Raw genomic sequence first — 15575 nt, forward strand, 5'->3', positions numbered from 1 at the left:
AAGCTGGCGACCGGCCCCGGAACCGGCGCGGTCACACCCACCTTCACCTGCGGCGGCACGCTGGACCTGACCGGCCTGCCGGTCGGAACCCATACGATCATCGAGGCCGACACCATCACCGGCACCTTCGCCGATGTCATCGGCGGAACCGTCAGCTACGCCACGTCGGGGCAGGTCATCGCGACCGTGGCCTGACGACGGCAAAAGCCGGAAGGCCAGAGGGCGCTGGAACGCCCTCCGACACGGGGAAACTGCAAACCTCCCCGCCGACCAGACGCAGATCATGGCCGCCTCCGCACCCTTGCGGGCACGGCCGACAAGACGTGATTCCCATGGACAAACCATTAACAGCCGTCACCCCGGTGCAGCCCGTCGCCCCATGGCTGGGCGGTAAGCGCAACCTTGCAAAGCGCATCTGCGGCCTGATCGACCGCACGCCCTGCCTGACCTATGCCGAGCCCTTCGTCGGCATGGGCGGGATCTTCCTGCGCCGCGCCACCCGGCCGCGGGCCGAGGTGATCAATGACCGCGGCCGCGACGTCGCCAACCTGTTCCGGATCCTCCAGCGCCACTATCCGCAGTTCCTCGACACGCTGCGGTTCCAGCTGACCACCCGGGCCGAGTTCAACCGGCTGGTGGCGACCGATCCCGACACGCTGACCGACCTCGAACGCGCGGCGCGGTTTCTCTACCTTCAGCGCACGGCCTTTGGCGGCAAGGTCTCGGGGCGGAACTTTGGCGTCTCGTCGCACCGGCCGGGCCGGTTCAACCTGTCCACGCTCGAGCCGATGCTGGAAGATCTGCATTCACGTCTTGCCGGCGTCATCATCGAGTGCCTGGACTGGGCCGAGTTCATCCCGCGCTACGACCGCGACGGCACGCTGTTCTACCTCGACCCGCCCTACTGGGGCTGCGAGGGCGACTATGGCCGCCGGCTGTTCCAGCGCGGGGACTTCGAACGGATGGCCGAACTCTTGGCCGGGATCGAGGGACGGTTCATCCTGTCGCTCAATGACGTCCCCGAGGTGCGGGCAATCTTCGCCCGCTTCCACCTGACCGAGGTGACGACCAGCTACACCATAGGCGACCGCGCCGACCGCAGTTCCACCCGGGCCGAGCTGCTGATATCGAACCGCGACCTGCCCCCGCCGGGCTGAACGTGGAAGGGGCCGTTCAAGGACCCTTTAACACCCCGCCAAATGCCCAAAGCGCGAAATGCGTCTGCTGCAAGTTCTGCTGTCCCGTCCTGCAAATTCTGCTGTCCCGCTACAACAGCTACAGCTGCCGATTTGTCCACAGAAGATTTCTTAGAAATCGCTTTACAGGGTTCCGCTTTCGCAACACCATATCTAGTAAGGGCGGCGGCAGGCAACGCCGTCCCTTGCCGAACACCCAGCCTCTTGTGGGTGGAACCCCACAGGCGGCTCAATAATCGAGGCCGGGCACATGGCACTTTCCGAGACCTACCTCTCGTCAGACGAGATGCACCCGATCGACATCGTCGAGACGCTGGCCGAACATCACGAATGGGAGTTCGACCGCGTTACCGAGGATCAGATCGCCATGGCCGTCGAAGGGCAGTGGCGGACCTATTCGCTGACCCTTGCGTGGTCGCCCCATGACGAAACGCTGCGGCTGATCTGCACCTTCGAGATGGAGCCACCGACCCGCCGGATGGCCGAACTGCATGATCTGCTGAACCGCTGCAACGATCTGGTCTGGACCGGCGCCTTCACCTACTGGGCTGAACAGAAGCTGATGGTCTGGCGCTATGGCCTGCTTCTGGCGGGCGGGCAGACGGCCTCGGCCGAACAGATCGACCGGCTGATCGCTTCGGCGGTGACGGCGTCGGAACGGTTCTATCCTGCGTTCCAGATGGTGTCCTGGGCCGACCGCCCGGCTGCCGATGCGATCAACGTCGCCATTGCAGAGGCTTACGGCCGCGCCTAGTCTTTTCCCCGCAGAGACGGGGGAAATGATGAATCTTGCGGATCTTGGCCGACGGGGGCTGGTGCTTCTGGGCTGCGGGAAGATGGGCTCGGCGTTGTTGGAAGGCTGGCTGGGCCGGGGGCTGGCGCTGAATTCGGTCTGGGTGACCGAGCCGTTTCCGTCCGATTGGCTGAAGGGGCTGGCGGCCCGCGGGCTGCATCTGAACGCGCCGCTGCCCGATGCGCCCGCGGTGGTGCTGGTCGCGGTCAAGCCGCAGATGATGGCCGAGGCGCTGCCCACGCTGGGCGCCCTTGGCGGGGGGGGCACGCTGTTCCTGACCGTCGCCGCCGGCACCCCGATCGCGTTCTACGAACGCACGCTGGGCCCCGGAACGCCGGTCATCCGCGCGATGCCGAACACGCCCGCCGCCGTGGGCCGCGGCATCACCGCGATCACCGGCAACCCTCTGGCGTCCGAGGATCACCTGGCGCTGGCCGAGGCGTTGCTGTCGGCGGTGGGGCAGGTGGTGAGGTTGGAGGGCGAGCATCAGATGGATGCGGTCACCGCGCTGTCCGGCTCTGGTCCGGCCTATGTCTTTCACCTGATCGAGGCGCTGGCCGCCGCCGGCGAGGCCGAGGGCCTGCCCGCGCCGCTGGCCATGCAGCTGGCCCGCGCCACCGTCACCGGCGCAGGCGAATTGGCCCATCGTGCGCCGGAAACGGCGGCACAGCTTCGGATCAACGTGACCTCGCCCGGTGGCACGACGGCCGCGGCGCTGGCGGTGCTGATGGATGCGGACACCGGCCTTGGGCCCTTGATGCAGCGCGCGGTCAAGGCCGCCGCCGACCGCGGACGGGAGTTGGCACGGTGATCACCTACGACGATTTTGCCAAGGTCGACATCCGCGTGGGCCGCATCACCCGCGCCGAACCCTACCCCGAGGCGCGCAAACCGGCGCTGAAGCTGTGGGTCGATTTCGGGCCCGGGATCGGCGAGAAACGCTCGTCCGCGCAGATCACGAAACACTACTCGCCCGAGGCGCTGGTGGGCCGGCAGGTGCTGGCGGTGGTGAACTTTCCGCCGCGGCAGATCGGCAAGGTGCTGTCCGAGGTGCTGGTTCTGGGGGTGCCCGATGCCGAAGGCGAGGTCGTGCTGATCGGCCCCGGCCACGACGTCCCCGACGGGGGGAGGCTTTATTGAGGCTGCTTGTCACCCGTCCGCTGCCCGCCCCCGTGATCGAAGCCGCCCGTGCCCGCTTCGATGTCACCCTGCGCGACAGCACGCTGCCGCTGACCCCGGCCGAGTTGCGCGATGCGCTGGCCGGATATGACGCAGTGCTGCCGACGCTGGGCGATCTGTTCCGCGCCGAGGTCTTTGCCGATGTGCCGGCCCCGCGGGCGCGCATCCTTGCCAATTTCGGCGTGGGAACCAACCACATCGACGTGGCCGCAGCACAGGCGGCGGGGCTGTGCGTGACGAACACTCCGGGCGCCGTGACCGATGCCACCGCGGATATCGCGCTGACGTTGATCCTGATGACAGCCCGCCGCGCGGGCGAGGGCGAGCGTCTTCTGCGCGCTGGCGGCTGGCAGGGCTGGCACCCGACGCAGATGCTGGGGCTGCATGTCTCGGGCAAGCGGCTGGGCATCATCGGCATGGGCCGGATCGGCAAGGCCATCGCGCGCCGTGCCCATGCGGGTTTCGGGATGCAGGTCAGCTTTTTCAATCGGTCAACCGTCACCGACCCCGGCGTGCCCGCGCGACAGGTCACCCTGCCCGAGGCGCTTTCGGCCGATGTCGTGGTGCTGGCCGTGCCCGCCACACCCGCAACGCACCATCTGATCGATGCCGCCGCGCTGGCGCAGATGCGGCCGCACGCGATCCTTGTGAACATCGCCCGCGGCGATGTGGTGGACGAGGCCGCGCTGATCGAGGCGCTGTCTCAGGGCCGGATTGCCGGTGCCGGTCTCGATGTCTACGAATTCGAACCGCATGTGCCCAAGGCGCTGATCGCGATGGAGAATGTGACGCTGCTGCCGCACTTGGGCACCGCGGCGCTGGAAGTGCGCGAACAGATGGGAATGATGGCGGTCGACAACCTTTGGGCCTTCGCCGAGGGCCGCCCGCTTCCCAATCCGGTCGAGGCCCCCGATGCCCCGCCTGTGTGAAGGCGCTGCCCGCCGGTCCGGGCGCCAAGGCCGCGCACGGGGGTTCGATGCCCCCGTGCGCGGCACCCCTGCCAGGGGGGCGCCATGATCATCTCGCGCGGGCGCCGGTTCATCTTCGTTCATATCCCCAAGACCGGAGGCACCTCGCTGGCGCTGGCGCTGGAACGGCGGGCGATGAAGGATGATATCCTGATCGGTGACACGCCCAAGGCCCGCGCCCGCCGCGGCCGGTTGCGCGGGGTGAAGGCTCAGGGCCGGCTGTGGAAACACTCGACCCTCGCCGATATCGCGGGCCTTGTGACCGATGCCGAGATCGAGGATTTCTTTACCCTCGCGCTTGTTCGCAATCCATGGGATCGGGTGGTCAGCTATTACGAATGGCTGCGCGGCCAAGGCTTTGCCCATCCTGCCGTGGGCCTTGCCAAGTCGCTTGATTTCTCGGGCTTCGTGAATCACCCGCAAACCCGGACGTCGCTGCGGCTGTGGCCGGTGTCGGCCTATATGCGCGACCGTCACGGCGTCGAACGCGCCAGCCTTTTCCTGCGGCTGGAACATCTGCACGACGATCTGGAACCGTTCGAATCCCACCTTGGCTTCCGGCTTTCGCCGCTTCCCCGCACCAACGAAAGCACCCGCCAGCAGGACTGGCGCGGCTATTACAGCGATGCGGACGCAGCCCTTGTGGCCCGGCTCTGCGCCGAGGATATCGCACGCTTCGGCTATGGTTTCGACGATGCCGCCGCGCGCTAGGGCGCGCGCATTTTCTTCCGGTGCAGCCCTTGACATCCACCGTCACTTGGGCGAGATACCGCCTCGTTGGGGTCGTAGCTCAGTTGGGAGAGCGCGTCGTTCGCAATGACGAGGTCAGGGGTTCGATCCCCCTCGGCTCCACCATTTCGCATCTATTGCGATAAAAATCCGTCAGCCCCTTGAATGGAAAGGTGGCCTCGGCGGTTCGACAACCCTCTAAGCAATTATAGCGCAGAGGCGCTGCGAAGACCAGTTTCAGCACGGGTCTCTTGAGGGAAAAGCCCCCTTTTTCGCAGATAGTCCAAGGGTTTGAGAGAAACGCAACAGCGTGTTCGATAACTTCCTCCAGGCGTCCTTGTGGGGCACGCTCTGGGAAGCCGCCTGACCGCAATCTGCACTGCGATCATCGAAAAGCGCGCCGAATCGGCCTCGGCGGGCTTCTGACTGTCCGGCGGTGCGGGGCTTCCGAGGGGTCACCCGCACAGAGCCAAGCCATGTGGGCAAGCCGCCGAACTGCACCACATGCAACCAAGTCGAACCGTGGAACCAGTTACAAACAAACGATTTATGGAAATGGTCGGAGTGGAGGGATTCGAACCCCCGACATCCTGCTCCCAAAGCAGGCGCGCTACCAGACTGCGCTACACTCCGACGCGGACTTCCTACCGCGTCAGGCCGCGGATGGGAAGGGTCCGTCGCATCGCCGGATCGCAGGGGGCAGTGCAACCGTGGCGACCGAAAGGCCCTAGGTCACAGCCGGAGCAATCGCCCGCGTGTGGTTTGCGCGCCTTGGTGCAGCCGTGGCGACCGAAAGGCCCTCAGTCGCAGGGCCAGGCGGCGGTGGCCTGATCCAGTGCCGGGTGACGCAGCACGCTGCCGGGGACGATCCCCAGCCGCCGGGCCAGACCGCCGTTGATCTCAAGCACGCTCTGGATGCCGTCGCCGCCACGGATCGGCGTCAGGTCGCCCGGCACGGCTTCGGAATGAACGTGTGTCACCGTGCCGTCAGCACCGACGAAAATCATGTCGAGCGGGATCAGCGTGTTGCGCATCCAGAAGCTGGCAACCTGCGGGCGGTCGAACAGGAACAGCATCCCCGCCGACCGCGGCAGGCTTTCACGGAACATCAGCCCCTTGGCGCGCTCGGCCGGGGTGTCGGCCAGCTCGATCGTGAAACGCAGGACCGATCCCGAGGGTGTGCGCAAATCGACGCTTTCGGGCGCACAGGCGGCCTGCGCCCCTGCCCCGGCCCACAAGACCAGTGCCAGCCCGCAAAGGGCAGATCTCACTCGTCCGGTTGCTGAGACTGCCGCGCCGCCGCTTCCCATGACACCACCTGAACCGCCATGCGGCCGCGCCGGCCCTCGATGATGCGCAGCGCCACCGCTTCGCCCGCCGCAAGATCGGCAAAGCCCGACATCCGCAGCACCTCGACATGGATGAACACGTCTTCGTGCCGGCCGAACACATTGGCAAAGCCGAAGCCCTTGCCCTTGTCGAACCACTTGACACGCGACGGTTCCAGCGGCCGGGCGGCGATTTCTTCGGGGGTGGTGGCCTCGCTGTCTTCGGCCAGATGGAAGGTGGTGCCGGCGGGCGGCTCGATGTGAACCACCTCGACCGCCTGCACGCCGCGCTGGGTCGACTGCACCTTCACGGTGATCCCGGCGCCATCCGCGACCGAGCTTTGGCCATAGTTCCGCAGGACGTTGGCGTGCAGAAGGATGTCAGAGCCGCTTTCCTCGGTCACGATGAAACCGAAGCCCTTGGCCGGATCGAACCACTTCACACGGCCTTGCACAACCAGCACAGCCTTCTCGTCTTCCACCATTCCAGAGCTTTCCCAGATGAGCCCGTAGCTTGTGAGTAGTGCCGTCAATCGACCGCTGGATTCAAGTGCAAATTATCACTGACAGGCGAACCTTTCATTCGCGAAGCGCGAAATTCAGGGGTTCAGCCGGTCGATCGTCCAGTTTGCGGAAGGATCCGTCCTGCGCCACCGGAAGCGGTCGTGCAGCCGGAACGCGCCGTCGGCCCAGAATTCGATCTCCAGCGGCAGAATCCTGAACCCGCCCCAGAACGCCGGGCGCGGCGGATTGGTTCCGAACCGTGCGGTGACGCGGGCGACCTCGGCCATCAATGCGGTGCGCGAGGACAAGGGCCGGCTCTGTTCGGACGCCCAGGCCCCCAGCCGGCTTTTCAGCGAGCGCGAGGCGAAATAGGCGTCGGCGCTGGCGCCATCCTCGCGTTCAACCAGACCGCGGACGCGGATCTGCCGGCGCAGCGATTTCCAGTGCAGCACGAAGGCGGCCTTGCCGGTGGCCTCGATCTCGGTCGCCTTGGCCGAGCCATAGTTGGTGTAGAACACGAAGGCGGCAGGCTCGATCTCTTTGAGAAGAACCATACGGACATTGGGCAGCCCCGCCGCATCCACCGTGGCCAGGGCGATGGCATTGGGGTCGTTGGGTTCCTGCGGCTCGGCCTCGGCCAGCCACGCCCGCGCGATGGCGAAGGGGTCGTCCCCCGCGAAGATGCCCGACCTGTCCATGCCCTGCCCCCTTGCTGCCGGACAAGCCTAAAGCGGCGGCCCCGCGCGGGCAAGGCCGCCGCATCCTGCCGCACTTGATGCAAGCCCGGCAATGGCCTACACCACGCGCGACGTAAGGGAACAAGACGAGGGTCACCCGATGGCGAACGGACTGATGGCAGGCAAGCGCGGGCTCATCATGGGGCTGGCCAACGACAAGTCCATTGCCTGGGGCATTGCCAAGTGCTGCGCCGATCAGGGCGCGGAACTGGCCTTTTCCTATCAGGGCGATGCGCTGAAAAAGCGGGTCGAGCCGCTGGCGGCCTCGGTCGGGGCGACCGAGATGATCGATTGCGACGTGTCCGACGAAGGCTCGCTTGATCGGCTGTTCGCCCATCTGAAAGAGATCTGGGGCACGATCGATTTCGTCGTCCATGCCATCGGCTTTTCCGACAAGTCCGAACTGCGCGGCCGCTATGTCGACACCTCGGCTGCAAACTTCCGCATGACGATGGACATCTCGGTCTATTCCTTCACCGCCGTCTGCCAGCGCGCCGCGGCGATGATGCCCGCGGGCGGCAGCCTGCTGACGCTGACCTATTACGGCGCCGAGAAGGTGATGCCGCACTACAACGTCATGGGCCTTGCCAAGGCCGCGCTGGAAACCTCGGTGCAATATATCGCCGAGGATCTGGGCAAGGACGGCATCCGCGTGAATGCGATCTCGGCCGGGCCGATCAAGACGCTGGCCGCCAGCGGCATCGGCGACTTCCGCTACATCATGAAGTGGAACGAGCTGAACTCGCCCTTGCGCCGCAACGTCACGCAGGAAGAAGTGGGCAAGGCCGCGATTTACCTGCTGTCGGATCTGGGCAGCGGCACCACGGGCGAAGTCCTGCACGTCGATGCGGGCTATCACGTCGTGGGCATGAAGGCGGTGGACGCGCCCGACATCGATGCGGTGACCGGTCGCAAGGACGGCTGAGGTGCTTGCCGCCTTCGCGGCTGCATGGTTCATCCACCTGCTTGCCGCGATGAGCCCCGGCCCGGCGACGCTCATGACCGCGCGCACCGGCATGACCGAGGGGCTGCGGGCCGGCGTGCCCCTTTCGGTCGGGATCGCCGTCGGCGCCCTTACCTGGGCCGCGGCCGCCCTCTCGGGGCTGGCGCTGCTGTTCGAGCTGGCCCCCGCGCTTCTGGCCACGCTCAAGATCGGCGGCGCGCTTTACCTGATCTGGGTGGCGGTCCAGATGTGGCGCGACGCGGACCGGCCCTTCGAGATCGGAACCGCGCCACAGGCGCCGCGCAGCGCCGGCTCGGCCTTTCGGCGCGGGCTTTTCGTGCAATATGCCAACCCCAAGGCCGCGCTCTTCTTCTCGGCGGTCTTCGTCGGGACCATTCCGCCCGACGCGCCGGGCTGGGCCATCGCGCTGATGCTTGTCGCGATCTTCGTCAACGAGCTGGTCTGGAACCTGATCGTCGCCCGCGTTTTCTCCTTTGAGCGGGCGCGCAGCGGATATATCAGCCTGAAATCCGTCATCGACCGCAGCTTCGGCGGGCTGCTCGGCGCCCTGGGTCTGAAGCTCGCCGCGTTCTAGGAGACCACCATGAGAGAGCGCCTTCCCCACGAGAAAGGCTTCCACGTCAGCTGGGACCAGATCCACCGCGACGGCCGGGCGCTGGCCTGGCGGCTGGACGGCAAGGGGCCGGACAACGGGTCTTGGCGCGCGGTGGTCGGAATCACCCGGGGCGGCCTTGTGCCGGCGATGATCGTCAGCCGCGAGCTGGACATCCGCGTGGTCGATACGATCAGCGTGAAAAGTTACAACCACCAGGCGCAGACCCAGCCGCAGGTGATCAAGGCGCCGCAGGCGGATCTGATGGGCGACGGCACCGGGATCCTCGTGGTGGACGATCTGGTGGATTCGGGCAAGACGCTGGAACTTGTGCGCAGGCTTTACCCCAAGGCGCATTTTGCCACCGTCTATGCGAAACCTTCGGGCAAGCCGATGGTGGATACCTACATCACCGAGGTCAGTCAGGACACCTGGATCTTCTTCCCCTGGGACATGGCGCTGCAATATGTGGAACCCTATCGCGGGCGCGACTGATCCCTTGCCACGGCTTCCCGCGGGCTGAACCCTGCTGACGCGCGCGGGCCAACGAGGTGCCGACATGACCCTGCTGCCGCTGAATCCCGCCATGGCCGCGACCTTTCCGCCCCCGGTGATGGAGGCGCGGCGCTGGCTTGAGGGCGCGACCTTCCCCGAGGGTCGCCCACTGATCAATGTCAGTCAGGCGGCCCCGGTCGATCCCCCGCCGCTGGCGCTGCGACAGGCGCTGTCGGACGCCGCGCTATCGGATCCGCAGGCGCATCTTTACGGACCCGTCCTTGGTCTGCCGGCGCTGCGCGAGGAAATCGCCGCGCGCTGGTCGGTGGCCTATGGCGGCGAGATCGCACCGGCGCAGGTCGCGATCACGCAGGGCTGCAATCAGGCATTCTGCGCGGCGATGGCGACCCTTGCCGGCCGGGGGGATGAGGTGATCCTGCCTGCGCCGTGGTATTTCAATCACAAGATGTGGCTTGAGATGCAGGGCGTCCGGGCGGTGCCGCTGCCCACCGGCGCCTCGCTGCTGCCCGATCCGGCGCAGGCGGCCAGCCTTGTCACGGCGCGGACAAAGGCGATCGTGCTGGTCAGCCCGAACAACCCCGGCGGGGTGGAATATCCGGCCGCACTGCTGGCGGCCTTCCGCGATCTGGCCCGCAGCCGCGGTCTGGCGCTGGTGGTGGACGAAACCTACCGCGATTTCGACAGCCGCGACGGGCGCCCCCACGATCTGTTCACCGATCCCGACTGGCCCGACAGCTTCATCCAGCTTTATTCCTTTTCAAAGGCTTACCGGCTGACTGGCCACCGCGTCGGCGCCATCCTCGCCTCGGCCGCGCGTCTGGCCGAGGTCGAGAAGTTCCTTGATACCGTCGCGATCTGCCCCGGCCAACTGGGCCAGATCGGCGCCCTGTGGGGGCTGCGCAACCTTGGCGCATGGGTCGCGGGCGAACGGGCCGAGATTCTGGCCCGCCGCGCCGCCATGGTGGGGGGATTCACGGCGCTGCCGGGATGGCGGCTGCTGGGCTGTGGCGCCTATTTTGCCTATGTCGAACATCCCTTTGCGCGCCCCTCGGACGAACTGGCCCGACGGCTGGTGCATCAGGCAAGCCTGCTGATGCTGCCCGGAACGATGTTCCAGCCCGAAGCCGCCGCCGAGGGCCGCCGCCAGATGCGCATCGCCTTTGCCAATATCGACCGCACCGGCATCGCCGAACTTTTCACCCGGCTTGCCGGCGTCACAGACTGACTTCGCCCTTCCCCGCGGGCTGCGGCATCGCTATATCGGCCCGATGCCGCAGAACCCGCCCAACCTCCGCCCCGATCTTGCGCCCCGCATCCAGCTGGACAGCCCCCGCCGCGAGGGCCAGCCGACCATCGGCATGGTTTCGCTGGGGTGCCCGAAGGCGCTGGTTGACAGCGAACGCATCCTGACGCGCCTGCGCGCCGAGGGCTATGCCATCTCGCCCGACTATTCCGGTGCCGATGCGGTGATCGTGAACACCTGCGGCTTTCTGGACAGCGCCAAGGCCGAAAGTCTGGACGCCATCGGCGAGGCGTTGCGCGAAAACGGCCGGGTGATCGTCACCGGCTGTCTGGGCGCCGAGCCCGGCTATATCACCGGCGCGCATCCCAAGGTGCTGGCCGTGACAGGTCCGCATCAATATGAGCAGGTTCTGGATGCGGTCCATGCGGCGGTGCCGCCTTCGCCCGATCCGTTCGTGGATCTGCTGCCAGCAACCGGCGTCAGCCTGACGCCCCGGCATTTCAGCTATCTGAAGATTTCCGAGGGCTGCAACCACAGTTGCCGGTTCTGCATCATCCCCGATCTGCGCGGCAAGCTGCAAAGCCGGCCCGAAAAGGCCATCCTGCGCGAGGCGGAAAAGCTGGTCGAGGCCGGGGTGCGCGAGCTTCTGGTCATCTCTCAGGACACCAGCGCCTATGGCACCGACTGGAAGGGCGAGACGCGCTTTCCGATTCTGCCGCTGGCACGCGAACTGGGGCAGCTTGGCGCTTGGGTGCGGCTGCATTACGTCTATCCCTACCCGCATGTGCGCGAACTGATCCCGCTGATGGCCGAGGGGCTGATTCTGCCCTATCTCGACATTCCGTTTCAGCATGCCCACCCCGAGGTGCTGAAACGCATGGCCCGGCCCGCGGCGGCCGCCCGCACGCTGGACGAGATCGCGGCATGGCGGCGCGACTGCCCCGAGATCACGCTGCGGTCGACCTTCATCGTCGGCTACCCCGGCGAGACCGAAGCCGAGTTCCAGACCCTGCTTGACTGGCTGGACGAGGCACAGCTGGATCGCGTGGGATGCTTCCAGTATGAGAATGTGGCCGGGGCGCGGTCAAACGCGTTGCCCGACCATGTGCCTGCGGAACTCAAGCAGGAACGGTTCGACCGGTTCATGCAGAAAGCGCAGGCGATCTCGGAAGCGAAGCTGGCTGCCAAGGTGGGCCAGCGCCTTCAGGTGATCGTGGACGAGGTGGATGACGAAGGCGCCACCTGCCGCACCAAGGCCGACGCGCCCGAAATCGACGGCAACCTGTTCATCGACGAGGAGTTCGAGGGCTTTGCCCCCGGTGACATCCTGACCGTCGAGGTGGAAGAGGCCGGCGAGTATGACCTTTGGGGCCGCCCGGTGTAACAGCCCCGATCTGACAGCCGATCCGACAAGGCCGACCCTGACGATCAGCACGGGCAGACCACCGCAGTCAGCAGCCGCCCCCCTGGCGGATCAGCGACCGCAGTCGCCGTCAGATCCAATAGGGCGGAATCCCATGGCAAATGTGGGTAGCGGCGCCCCATTCGCGGTCGTCACACCAGTTTTCATCCCGGCGGCAATTCCTGTCCTTGATCCGCCGGGATGAAATGTTCCCGCAGCCGGGGCGATCAGCAGACCAGCGCCTCGATCTCGGATTTGTTGCGGCAGAAGGCCGGCAGCGTGGTCGAGCGGGCACAGCGCGACAGCCAGCCCGTGCAGGCCTCGGACGCGGTGCAGGTCTGGCAGCGGTCGACCATGCCGGCCAGTTCCGCGCGCGTCAGCCATCCCTCAAGCACGGCATCGGGCAGGTTCACCCCCGCCACCCGCGCCATGCCGCGCGTCAACGACCAGGCCCGCGGTGCCTCGACATAACCGATCATAGCGATCCTCCTCAGGAACGTCCCGGCACGGACCATGCTTCCGGTCCGGCCGCGCCTTCCATGATGCAGATCAACCCTCAGTGGGTGCTGACATATCCAAGACTGCGCGCCGCCCGGCGCACCATCTCGATGCGCTGCGCATTCGGCGGATGGCTGCCAAGGAACGTGTCGCCCGGGTCGGGCAACCGGGTGAAGAACTGCGCGCCGTGGACCGGATCATAGCCGGCCAGCATCGCAATTTCGGTGCCCAGCCCGTCGGCCTCAAGCTCGTAATTCCTGGAATAGCTGCGCGCGCCCAGACTTGCCCCCATCTGCTGAACGGATCGGATCGTCGTCTCGCTTGCTCCGCCCATCTGCGCCAGCACCCCGGCCAGAACCGCGCTGGTCATCGCGGTTTCGCGCTGGCGCGGGATATGGCCAAGGATGTGGTGCGCCGTTTCGTGACCCAGCACAAAGGCCAACTCATCGACATTGCGCGCGTTTTCCAGCAAGGACAGCGTCAGGCCGATCACCGGCCGGCCCTGCCGGTCCAGGGTCTGAAAGGCGTTGGGATCTTGCCCCCCGCGCGCATCGACCACGATCTGGAAATCGCAGGGCACGTTGCGCGTCCGCTGGCGGCAGATCGCCTCGGCCACAGGCTCGACCCGCGCCTGCACACCGACAAAGGCGCGCTGCGCATCAAGGCTGGTGCGGATCGGCCCCGGATCGGGCGCCAACGTCACCGCAGGACCAGGCCCCGCCACCGGCGGCCCCATCGGCCCGGCGACGCACCCCGCCAGAGCAAGTAGAACGGCGGCCCAGCCGACCCGACGCATTCCCCACCTCACGCTGTTGCGATGCGAACCTTAGCAGAACGCCCCGCGGGCGGAAGGGGGGGCCGCAGAAACCTGCGGGCTTGAGCCGCCGCCCCTGCTGCCCTAGCATCGCCCCATGTTCACCATCGAGCACGATTTCGACGCGACCGTCATCACCCTCATCGACGAGGGCGGCCCCCATCTGCACGAAGATGTCACCATCTGCGCCTTCGAAGAGGTGGTGACGCTGGAACAACTCGACCCGCGCCGGAACGAGGTGATGCGCCTGACCCTGTCGATGGCGCAGTTGCGCGATCTGGCGGCGGCACTTGATCTGCCCGAAGGCAGCTACCGCCTGACCCGCAGCGGGCAGGACTGATCCCCCCCGCCGCTATGACCGCCGGTCAGGCTTTCAGCTTCGCGGCCACCCCCACCAACCGCACCACCTGATGCGAGATCGCGGCACGGGCCGCTTCGTCGAACTCGGCGCCCTGGGTGTGGCTGTAACCATAGGGGTTGCCACCCGCCCGCGCGATCGCAGGATCGGTGAAGCCCGGCGCCACGATCACCGCCCCCCAATGCATGAAGGTGGTGTAAAGACCCAGCAGCGTCGCCTCTTGACCACCATGCGGATTCTGCGCCGAGGTCATGGCACTGACCGCCTTGTTGGCCAGCTTGCCCTGAAACCACAGCCCGCCCAGCGTGTCGATGAAGGCGCGCAACTGGCTGGGCGCCTGACCGAACCGCGTAGGCGCCGAGAACAGATAGGCATCAGCCCAGTCCAGATCTTCGGGCGTGGCGGTGGGCAACACTGCCGCCCGCTCGGCCTGGGCCTTCCACGCCTCCTGCCCGTTCACCACTGCCTCGGGCGCGGTTTCGGCGATCTTCAACAGCCGAACCTCGGCCCCGGTGGCGCGGGCTGCTTCGGCCGCGATCTCTGCCATTTTCTGGTTGGTGCCATAGGTCGAATAGAACAGAACGGCGAGACGGACAGACATGGAAACCTCCTTGCAACGGTTGACCGGAAGATAGCGCCGGCCTGCCCCCGCGCCATTCCCCGCCGCCGCAACCCGACTGTGCGCCCTTGCACCGATACACCGCTGCGGCGGTGCGGCATTGTGCCCGCCCCCGGCCTCTGGCACTGTCTGCCGAAAACGGGAACCGCCGCATGATCCCCATCCTGACCCTGACGCTGAACCCGGCGATCGACCTCGCGGCCGACGTGGCCGACGTCCGTCCCGGCATCAAGCTGCGCTGCACCGAACCGCGGGTCGATCCGGGCGGCGGCGGGCTGAACGTCAGCCGCGCGATCCGCATCCTCGGGGGCCAAAGCACCGCCTTCGTGGCGCTCGGCGGCAACCTCGGCGGGCGGCTCTCGGCGCTGATCGCCGCCTCGGGCATCGAGATGGTGGCCTTCCCCGGCCCGGGCGAGACCCGCGAAAGCCTGACCGTAACCGAAACCTCCACCGGCCATCAGTTCCGCTTCATGCTGCCCGGCGCCCCATGGAGCATGTCCCGAACCGAGGCAGCCCTTGCCCGCATCGACCGCGCCGTGCCCGAAGGCGGGATCGTAGTGCTGTCCGGCTCGCTGCCACCGGGCGTTCCGGCCGACTTCCCGGGAATGGTCTCGCACCTCATCGGCCAGCGCGCGATACTGCTGGTGGACACCTCGGGCGAACCCCTTGAACGACTGACCGCCGACTGCGTGCCCGACATCGACATCCTGCGCATGGACGAATCCGAAGCCGCCAGCCTCGCCGGCCGCCCCCTGCAAGACCGCGCCGAAACCGCGGATTTCGCCTCGCACCTTGTCGCGCGCGGCGTGGCGGCCTGCGTGATCGTGGCCCGCGGCCCCGATGGCTCGGTCCTGGCCACGCCGCAGGGCCGCTGGCACGCGCGCTCGCCCCGGGTCGAGGTGCGCAGCGCGGTCGGTGCGGGCGACACCTTCGTCGGCGCCTTCGTCCTGGCCCTGGCCCGCCACCTGCCGCCCGAAACCGCCCTCGCCCATGGCGTTGCCGCCGCCGCCGCCGCCGTGATGACCGAGGCCACCGAACTCTGTCACCGCGACGATGTCCTGCGCCTGCTGCCCGCCTGCCAGCCGGAACCGATCTAGCCCCGATCCGGCAACACAGGCCGCCGCGCATTCGATTC

The 15575-nt window shown here is 66.9% G+C and carries 20 protein-coding genes and 2 tRNA genes; 15 read left to right on the forward strand and 7 right to left on the reverse strand.

The genetic code is table 11. The features are described 5' to 3' along the window. From CRO07_RS18715 to CRO07_RS11835, 8 genes are all read left to right on the forward strand, one after another. A partial coding sequence (locus tag CRO07_RS18715) for a hypothetical protein (RefSeq protein ID WP_176504567.1) occupies positions 1 to 195 on the forward strand: 195 nt, incomplete at its 5' end. Positions 196 to 332: 137 nt separating this feature from the next. Then, the gene (locus tag CRO07_RS11805) at positions 333 to 1157 is read left to right on the forward strand and encodes a DNA adenine methylase (protein WP_097030896.1); all 825 of its coding nucleotides are present in this window, start codon (positions 333 to 335) and stop codon (positions 1155 to 1157) included. 289 nt (positions 1158 to 1446) lie between these two features. Next, positions 1447 to 1950: a type III secretion system chaperone family protein gene (locus CRO07_RS11810; RefSeq protein ID WP_176504568.1), complete on the forward strand. Its 504-nt coding sequence runs from the start codon at positions 1447 to 1449 to the stop codon at positions 1948 to 1950. A 28-nt stretch (positions 1951 to 1978) separates the two neighbouring features. Then, positions 1979 to 2800, forward strand: a complete 822-nt coding sequence (gene proC, locus CRO07_RS11815; RefSeq protein WP_097030995.1) for a pyrroline-5-carboxylate reductase — start codon at positions 1979 to 1981, stop codon at positions 2798 to 2800. Next, positions 2797 to 3129: a tRNA-binding protein gene (locus CRO07_RS11820; RefSeq protein ID WP_097030898.1), complete on the forward strand. Its 333-nt coding sequence runs from the start codon at positions 2797 to 2799 to the stop codon at positions 3127 to 3129. The genes proC and CRO07_RS11820 overlap by 4 nt, the downstream gene beginning before the upstream one ends. After that, on the forward strand, positions 3126 to 4097 hold the full coding sequence (locus CRO07_RS11825) for a 2-hydroxyacid dehydrogenase (RefSeq protein WP_097030899.1): 972 nt from the start codon (positions 3126 to 3128) through the stop codon (positions 4095 to 4097). Before CRO07_RS11820 ends, CRO07_RS11825 begins: the two co-directional genes overlap by 4 nt. A gap of 84 nt (positions 4098 to 4181) precedes the next feature. Continuing rightward, positions 4182 to 4847, forward strand: coding sequence for a sulfotransferase family 2 domain-containing protein (locus tag CRO07_RS11830; RefSeq protein ID WP_097030900.1), 666 nt, complete (start codon positions 4182 to 4184; stop codon positions 4845 to 4847). Between the two features lie 68 nt (positions 4848 to 4915). Further along, a tRNA-Ala gene (locus CRO07_RS11835) sits at positions 4916 to 4991 on the forward strand. A gap of 430 nt (positions 4992 to 5421) precedes the next feature. On the opposite strand, the gene CRO07_RS11840 is transcribed toward CRO07_RS11835, so the two are convergent. From CRO07_RS11840 to pdxH, 4 genes are all read right to left on the reverse strand, one after another. Then, positions 5422 to 5498: transfer RNA gene (locus tag CRO07_RS11840), tRNA-Pro, on the reverse strand. A gap of 167 nt (positions 5499 to 5665) precedes the next feature. Then, positions 5666 to 6175 carry a DUF192 domain-containing protein gene (locus CRO07_RS11845; RefSeq protein WP_097030901.1) on the reverse strand — a complete coding sequence of 170 codons (510 nt, stop codon included), beginning with the start codon at positions 6173 to 6175 and terminating at the stop codon, positions 5666 to 5668. Beyond that, complete coding sequence (locus CRO07_RS11850; protein ID WP_097030902.1) at positions 6133 to 6678, reverse strand: cold-shock protein; 546 nt, start codon at positions 6676 to 6678, stop codon at positions 6133 to 6135. Before CRO07_RS11850 ends, CRO07_RS11845 begins: the two co-directional genes overlap by 43 nt. A 114-nt stretch (positions 6679 to 6792) precedes the next feature. Beyond that, complete coding sequence (pdxH, locus tag CRO07_RS11855) at positions 6793 to 7395, reverse strand: pyridoxamine 5'-phosphate oxidase (protein WP_097030903.1); 603 nt, start codon at positions 7393 to 7395, stop codon at positions 6793 to 6795. A 139-nt stretch (positions 7396 to 7534) separates the two neighbouring features. Here pdxH and fabI point away from each other — a divergent pair, with 139 nt between their 5' ends. From fabI to rimO, 5 genes are all read left to right on the forward strand, one after another. Further along, positions 7535 to 8359, forward strand: coding sequence for an enoyl-ACP reductase FabI (fabI, locus tag CRO07_RS11860; protein ID WP_097030904.1), 825 nt, complete (start codon positions 7535 to 7537; stop codon positions 8357 to 8359). Positions 8360 to 8408: 49 nt separating this feature from the next. Further along, the gene (locus tag CRO07_RS11865) at positions 8409 to 8972 is read left to right on the forward strand and encodes a LysE family translocator (RefSeq protein WP_097030996.1); all 564 of its coding nucleotides are present in this window, start codon (positions 8409 to 8411) and stop codon (positions 8970 to 8972) included. Between the two features lie 9 nt (positions 8973 to 8981). Beyond that, positions 8982 to 9485, forward strand: coding sequence for a xanthine phosphoribosyltransferase (gpt, locus tag CRO07_RS11870; protein WP_097030905.1), 504 nt, complete (start codon positions 8982 to 8984; stop codon positions 9483 to 9485). Positions 9486 to 9549: 64 nt separating this feature from the next. Then, the gene (locus tag CRO07_RS11875) at positions 9550 to 10731 is read left to right on the forward strand and encodes an aminotransferase (RefSeq protein WP_097030906.1); all 1182 of its coding nucleotides are present in this window, start codon (positions 9550 to 9552) and stop codon (positions 10729 to 10731) included. A gap of 43 nt (positions 10732 to 10774) precedes the next feature. Further along, positions 10775 to 12133, forward strand: coding sequence for a 30S ribosomal protein S12 methylthiotransferase RimO (rimO, locus tag CRO07_RS11880; protein WP_204840012.1), 1359 nt, complete (start codon positions 10775 to 10777; stop codon positions 12131 to 12133). Between the two features lie 245 nt (positions 12134 to 12378). Here rimO and CRO07_RS11885 read toward each other — a convergent pair whose 3' ends face one another. Beyond that, positions 12379 to 12630, reverse strand: a complete 252-nt coding sequence (locus CRO07_RS11885) for a DUF6455 family protein (RefSeq protein WP_097030907.1) — start codon at positions 12628 to 12630, stop codon at positions 12379 to 12381. A gap of 77 nt (positions 12631 to 12707) precedes the next feature. After that, complete coding sequence (locus CRO07_RS11890) at positions 12708 to 13445, reverse strand: M48 family metallopeptidase (RefSeq protein WP_097030908.1); 738 nt, start codon at positions 13443 to 13445, stop codon at positions 12708 to 12710. 115 nt (positions 13446 to 13560) lie between these two features. Between CRO07_RS11890 and CRO07_RS11895 the strand changes: the two genes are divergently transcribed. Continuing rightward, positions 13561 to 13803, forward strand: a complete 243-nt coding sequence (locus tag CRO07_RS11895) for a hypothetical protein (protein ID WP_097030909.1) — start codon at positions 13561 to 13563, stop codon at positions 13801 to 13803. A gap of 25 nt (positions 13804 to 13828) precedes the next feature. Here CRO07_RS11895 and wrbA read toward each other — a convergent pair whose 3' ends face one another. After that, positions 13829 to 14422, reverse strand: a complete 594-nt coding sequence (wrbA, locus tag CRO07_RS11900) for an NAD(P)H:quinone oxidoreductase (protein ID WP_097030910.1) — start codon at positions 14420 to 14422, stop codon at positions 13829 to 13831. A gap of 170 nt (positions 14423 to 14592) precedes the next feature. Here wrbA and CRO07_RS11905 point away from each other — a divergent pair, with 170 nt between their 5' ends. Continuing rightward, positions 14593 to 15537 (forward strand): 1-phosphofructokinase family hexose kinase, encoded by a 945-nt coding sequence (locus CRO07_RS11905; RefSeq protein WP_097030911.1) that lies wholly within the window; start codon positions 14593 to 14595, stop codon positions 15535 to 15537. The last annotated feature ends 38 nt before the right edge of the window (positions 15538 to 15575 follow it).

The organism is Cereibacter ovatus, assembly GCF_900207575.1.
GTDB lineage: Bacteria > Pseudomonadota > Alphaproteobacteria > Rhodobacterales > Rhodobacteraceae > Cereibacter_A > Cereibacter_A ovatus.

What these genes read in the sequence shown, in the direction of transcription:
- CRO07_RS11805 (WP_097030896.1), top strand. Translation starts at nt 333, where the DNA reads ATGGACAAACCATTAACAGCCGTCACCCCGGTGCAGCCCGTCGCCCCA.
- CRO07_RS11810 (WP_176504568.1), top strand. Translation starts at nt 1,447, where the DNA reads ATGGCACTTTCCGAGACCTACCTCTCGTCAGACGAGATGCACCCGATC.
- proC (WP_097030995.1), top strand. Translation starts at nt 1,979, where the DNA reads ATGAATCTTGCGGATCTTGGCCGACGGGGGCTGGTGCTTCTGGGCTGC.
- CRO07_RS11830 (WP_097030900.1), top strand. Translation starts at nt 4,182, where the DNA reads ATGATCATCTCGCGCGGGCGCCGGTTCATCTTCGTTCATATCCCCAAG.
- CRO07_RS11845 (WP_097030901.1), bottom strand. Translation starts at nt 6,175, where the DNA reads ATGGGAAGCGGCGGCGCGGCAGTCTCAGCAACCGGACGAGTGAGATCT.
- CRO07_RS11850 (WP_097030902.1), bottom strand. Translation starts at nt 6,678, where the DNA reads ATGGTGGAAGACGAGAAGGCTGTGCTGGTTGTGCAAGGCCGTGTGAAG.
- pdxH (WP_097030903.1), bottom strand. Translation starts at nt 7,395, where the DNA reads ATGGACAGGTCGGGCATCTTCGCGGGGGACGACCCCTTCGCCATCGCG.
- fabI (WP_097030904.1), top strand. Translation starts at nt 7,535, where the DNA reads ATGGCGAACGGACTGATGGCAGGCAAGCGCGGGCTCATCATGGGGCTG.
- CRO07_RS11865 (WP_097030996.1), top strand. Translation starts at nt 8,409, where the DNA reads ATGAGCCCCGGCCCGGCGACGCTCATGACCGCGCGCACCGGCATGACC.
- gpt (WP_097030905.1), top strand. Translation starts at nt 8,982, where the DNA reads ATGAGAGAGCGCCTTCCCCACGAGAAAGGCTTCCACGTCAGCTGGGAC.
- CRO07_RS11875 (WP_097030906.1), top strand. Translation starts at nt 9,550, where the DNA reads ATGACCCTGCTGCCGCTGAATCCCGCCATGGCCGCGACCTTTCCGCCC.
- rimO (WP_204840012.1), top strand. Translation starts at nt 10,775, where the DNA reads ATGCCGCAGAACCCGCCCAACCTCCGCCCCGATCTTGCGCCCCGCATC.
- CRO07_RS11885 (WP_097030907.1), bottom strand. Translation starts at nt 12,630, where the DNA reads ATGATCGGTTATGTCGAGGCACCGCGGGCCTGGTCGTTGACGCGCGGC.
- CRO07_RS11890 (WP_097030908.1), bottom strand. Translation starts at nt 13,445, where the DNA reads ATGCGTCGGGTCGGCTGGGCCGCCGTTCTACTTGCTCTGGCGGGGTGC.
- CRO07_RS11895 (WP_097030909.1), top strand. Translation starts at nt 13,561, where the DNA reads ATGTTCACCATCGAGCACGATTTCGACGCGACCGTCATCACCCTCATC.
- wrbA (WP_097030910.1), bottom strand. Translation starts at nt 14,422, where the DNA reads ATGTCTGTCCGTCTCGCCGTTCTGTTCTATTCGACCTATGGCACCAAC.
- CRO07_RS11905 (WP_097030911.1), top strand. Translation starts at nt 14,593, where the DNA reads ATGATCCCCATCCTGACCCTGACGCTGAACCCGGCGATCGACCTCGCG.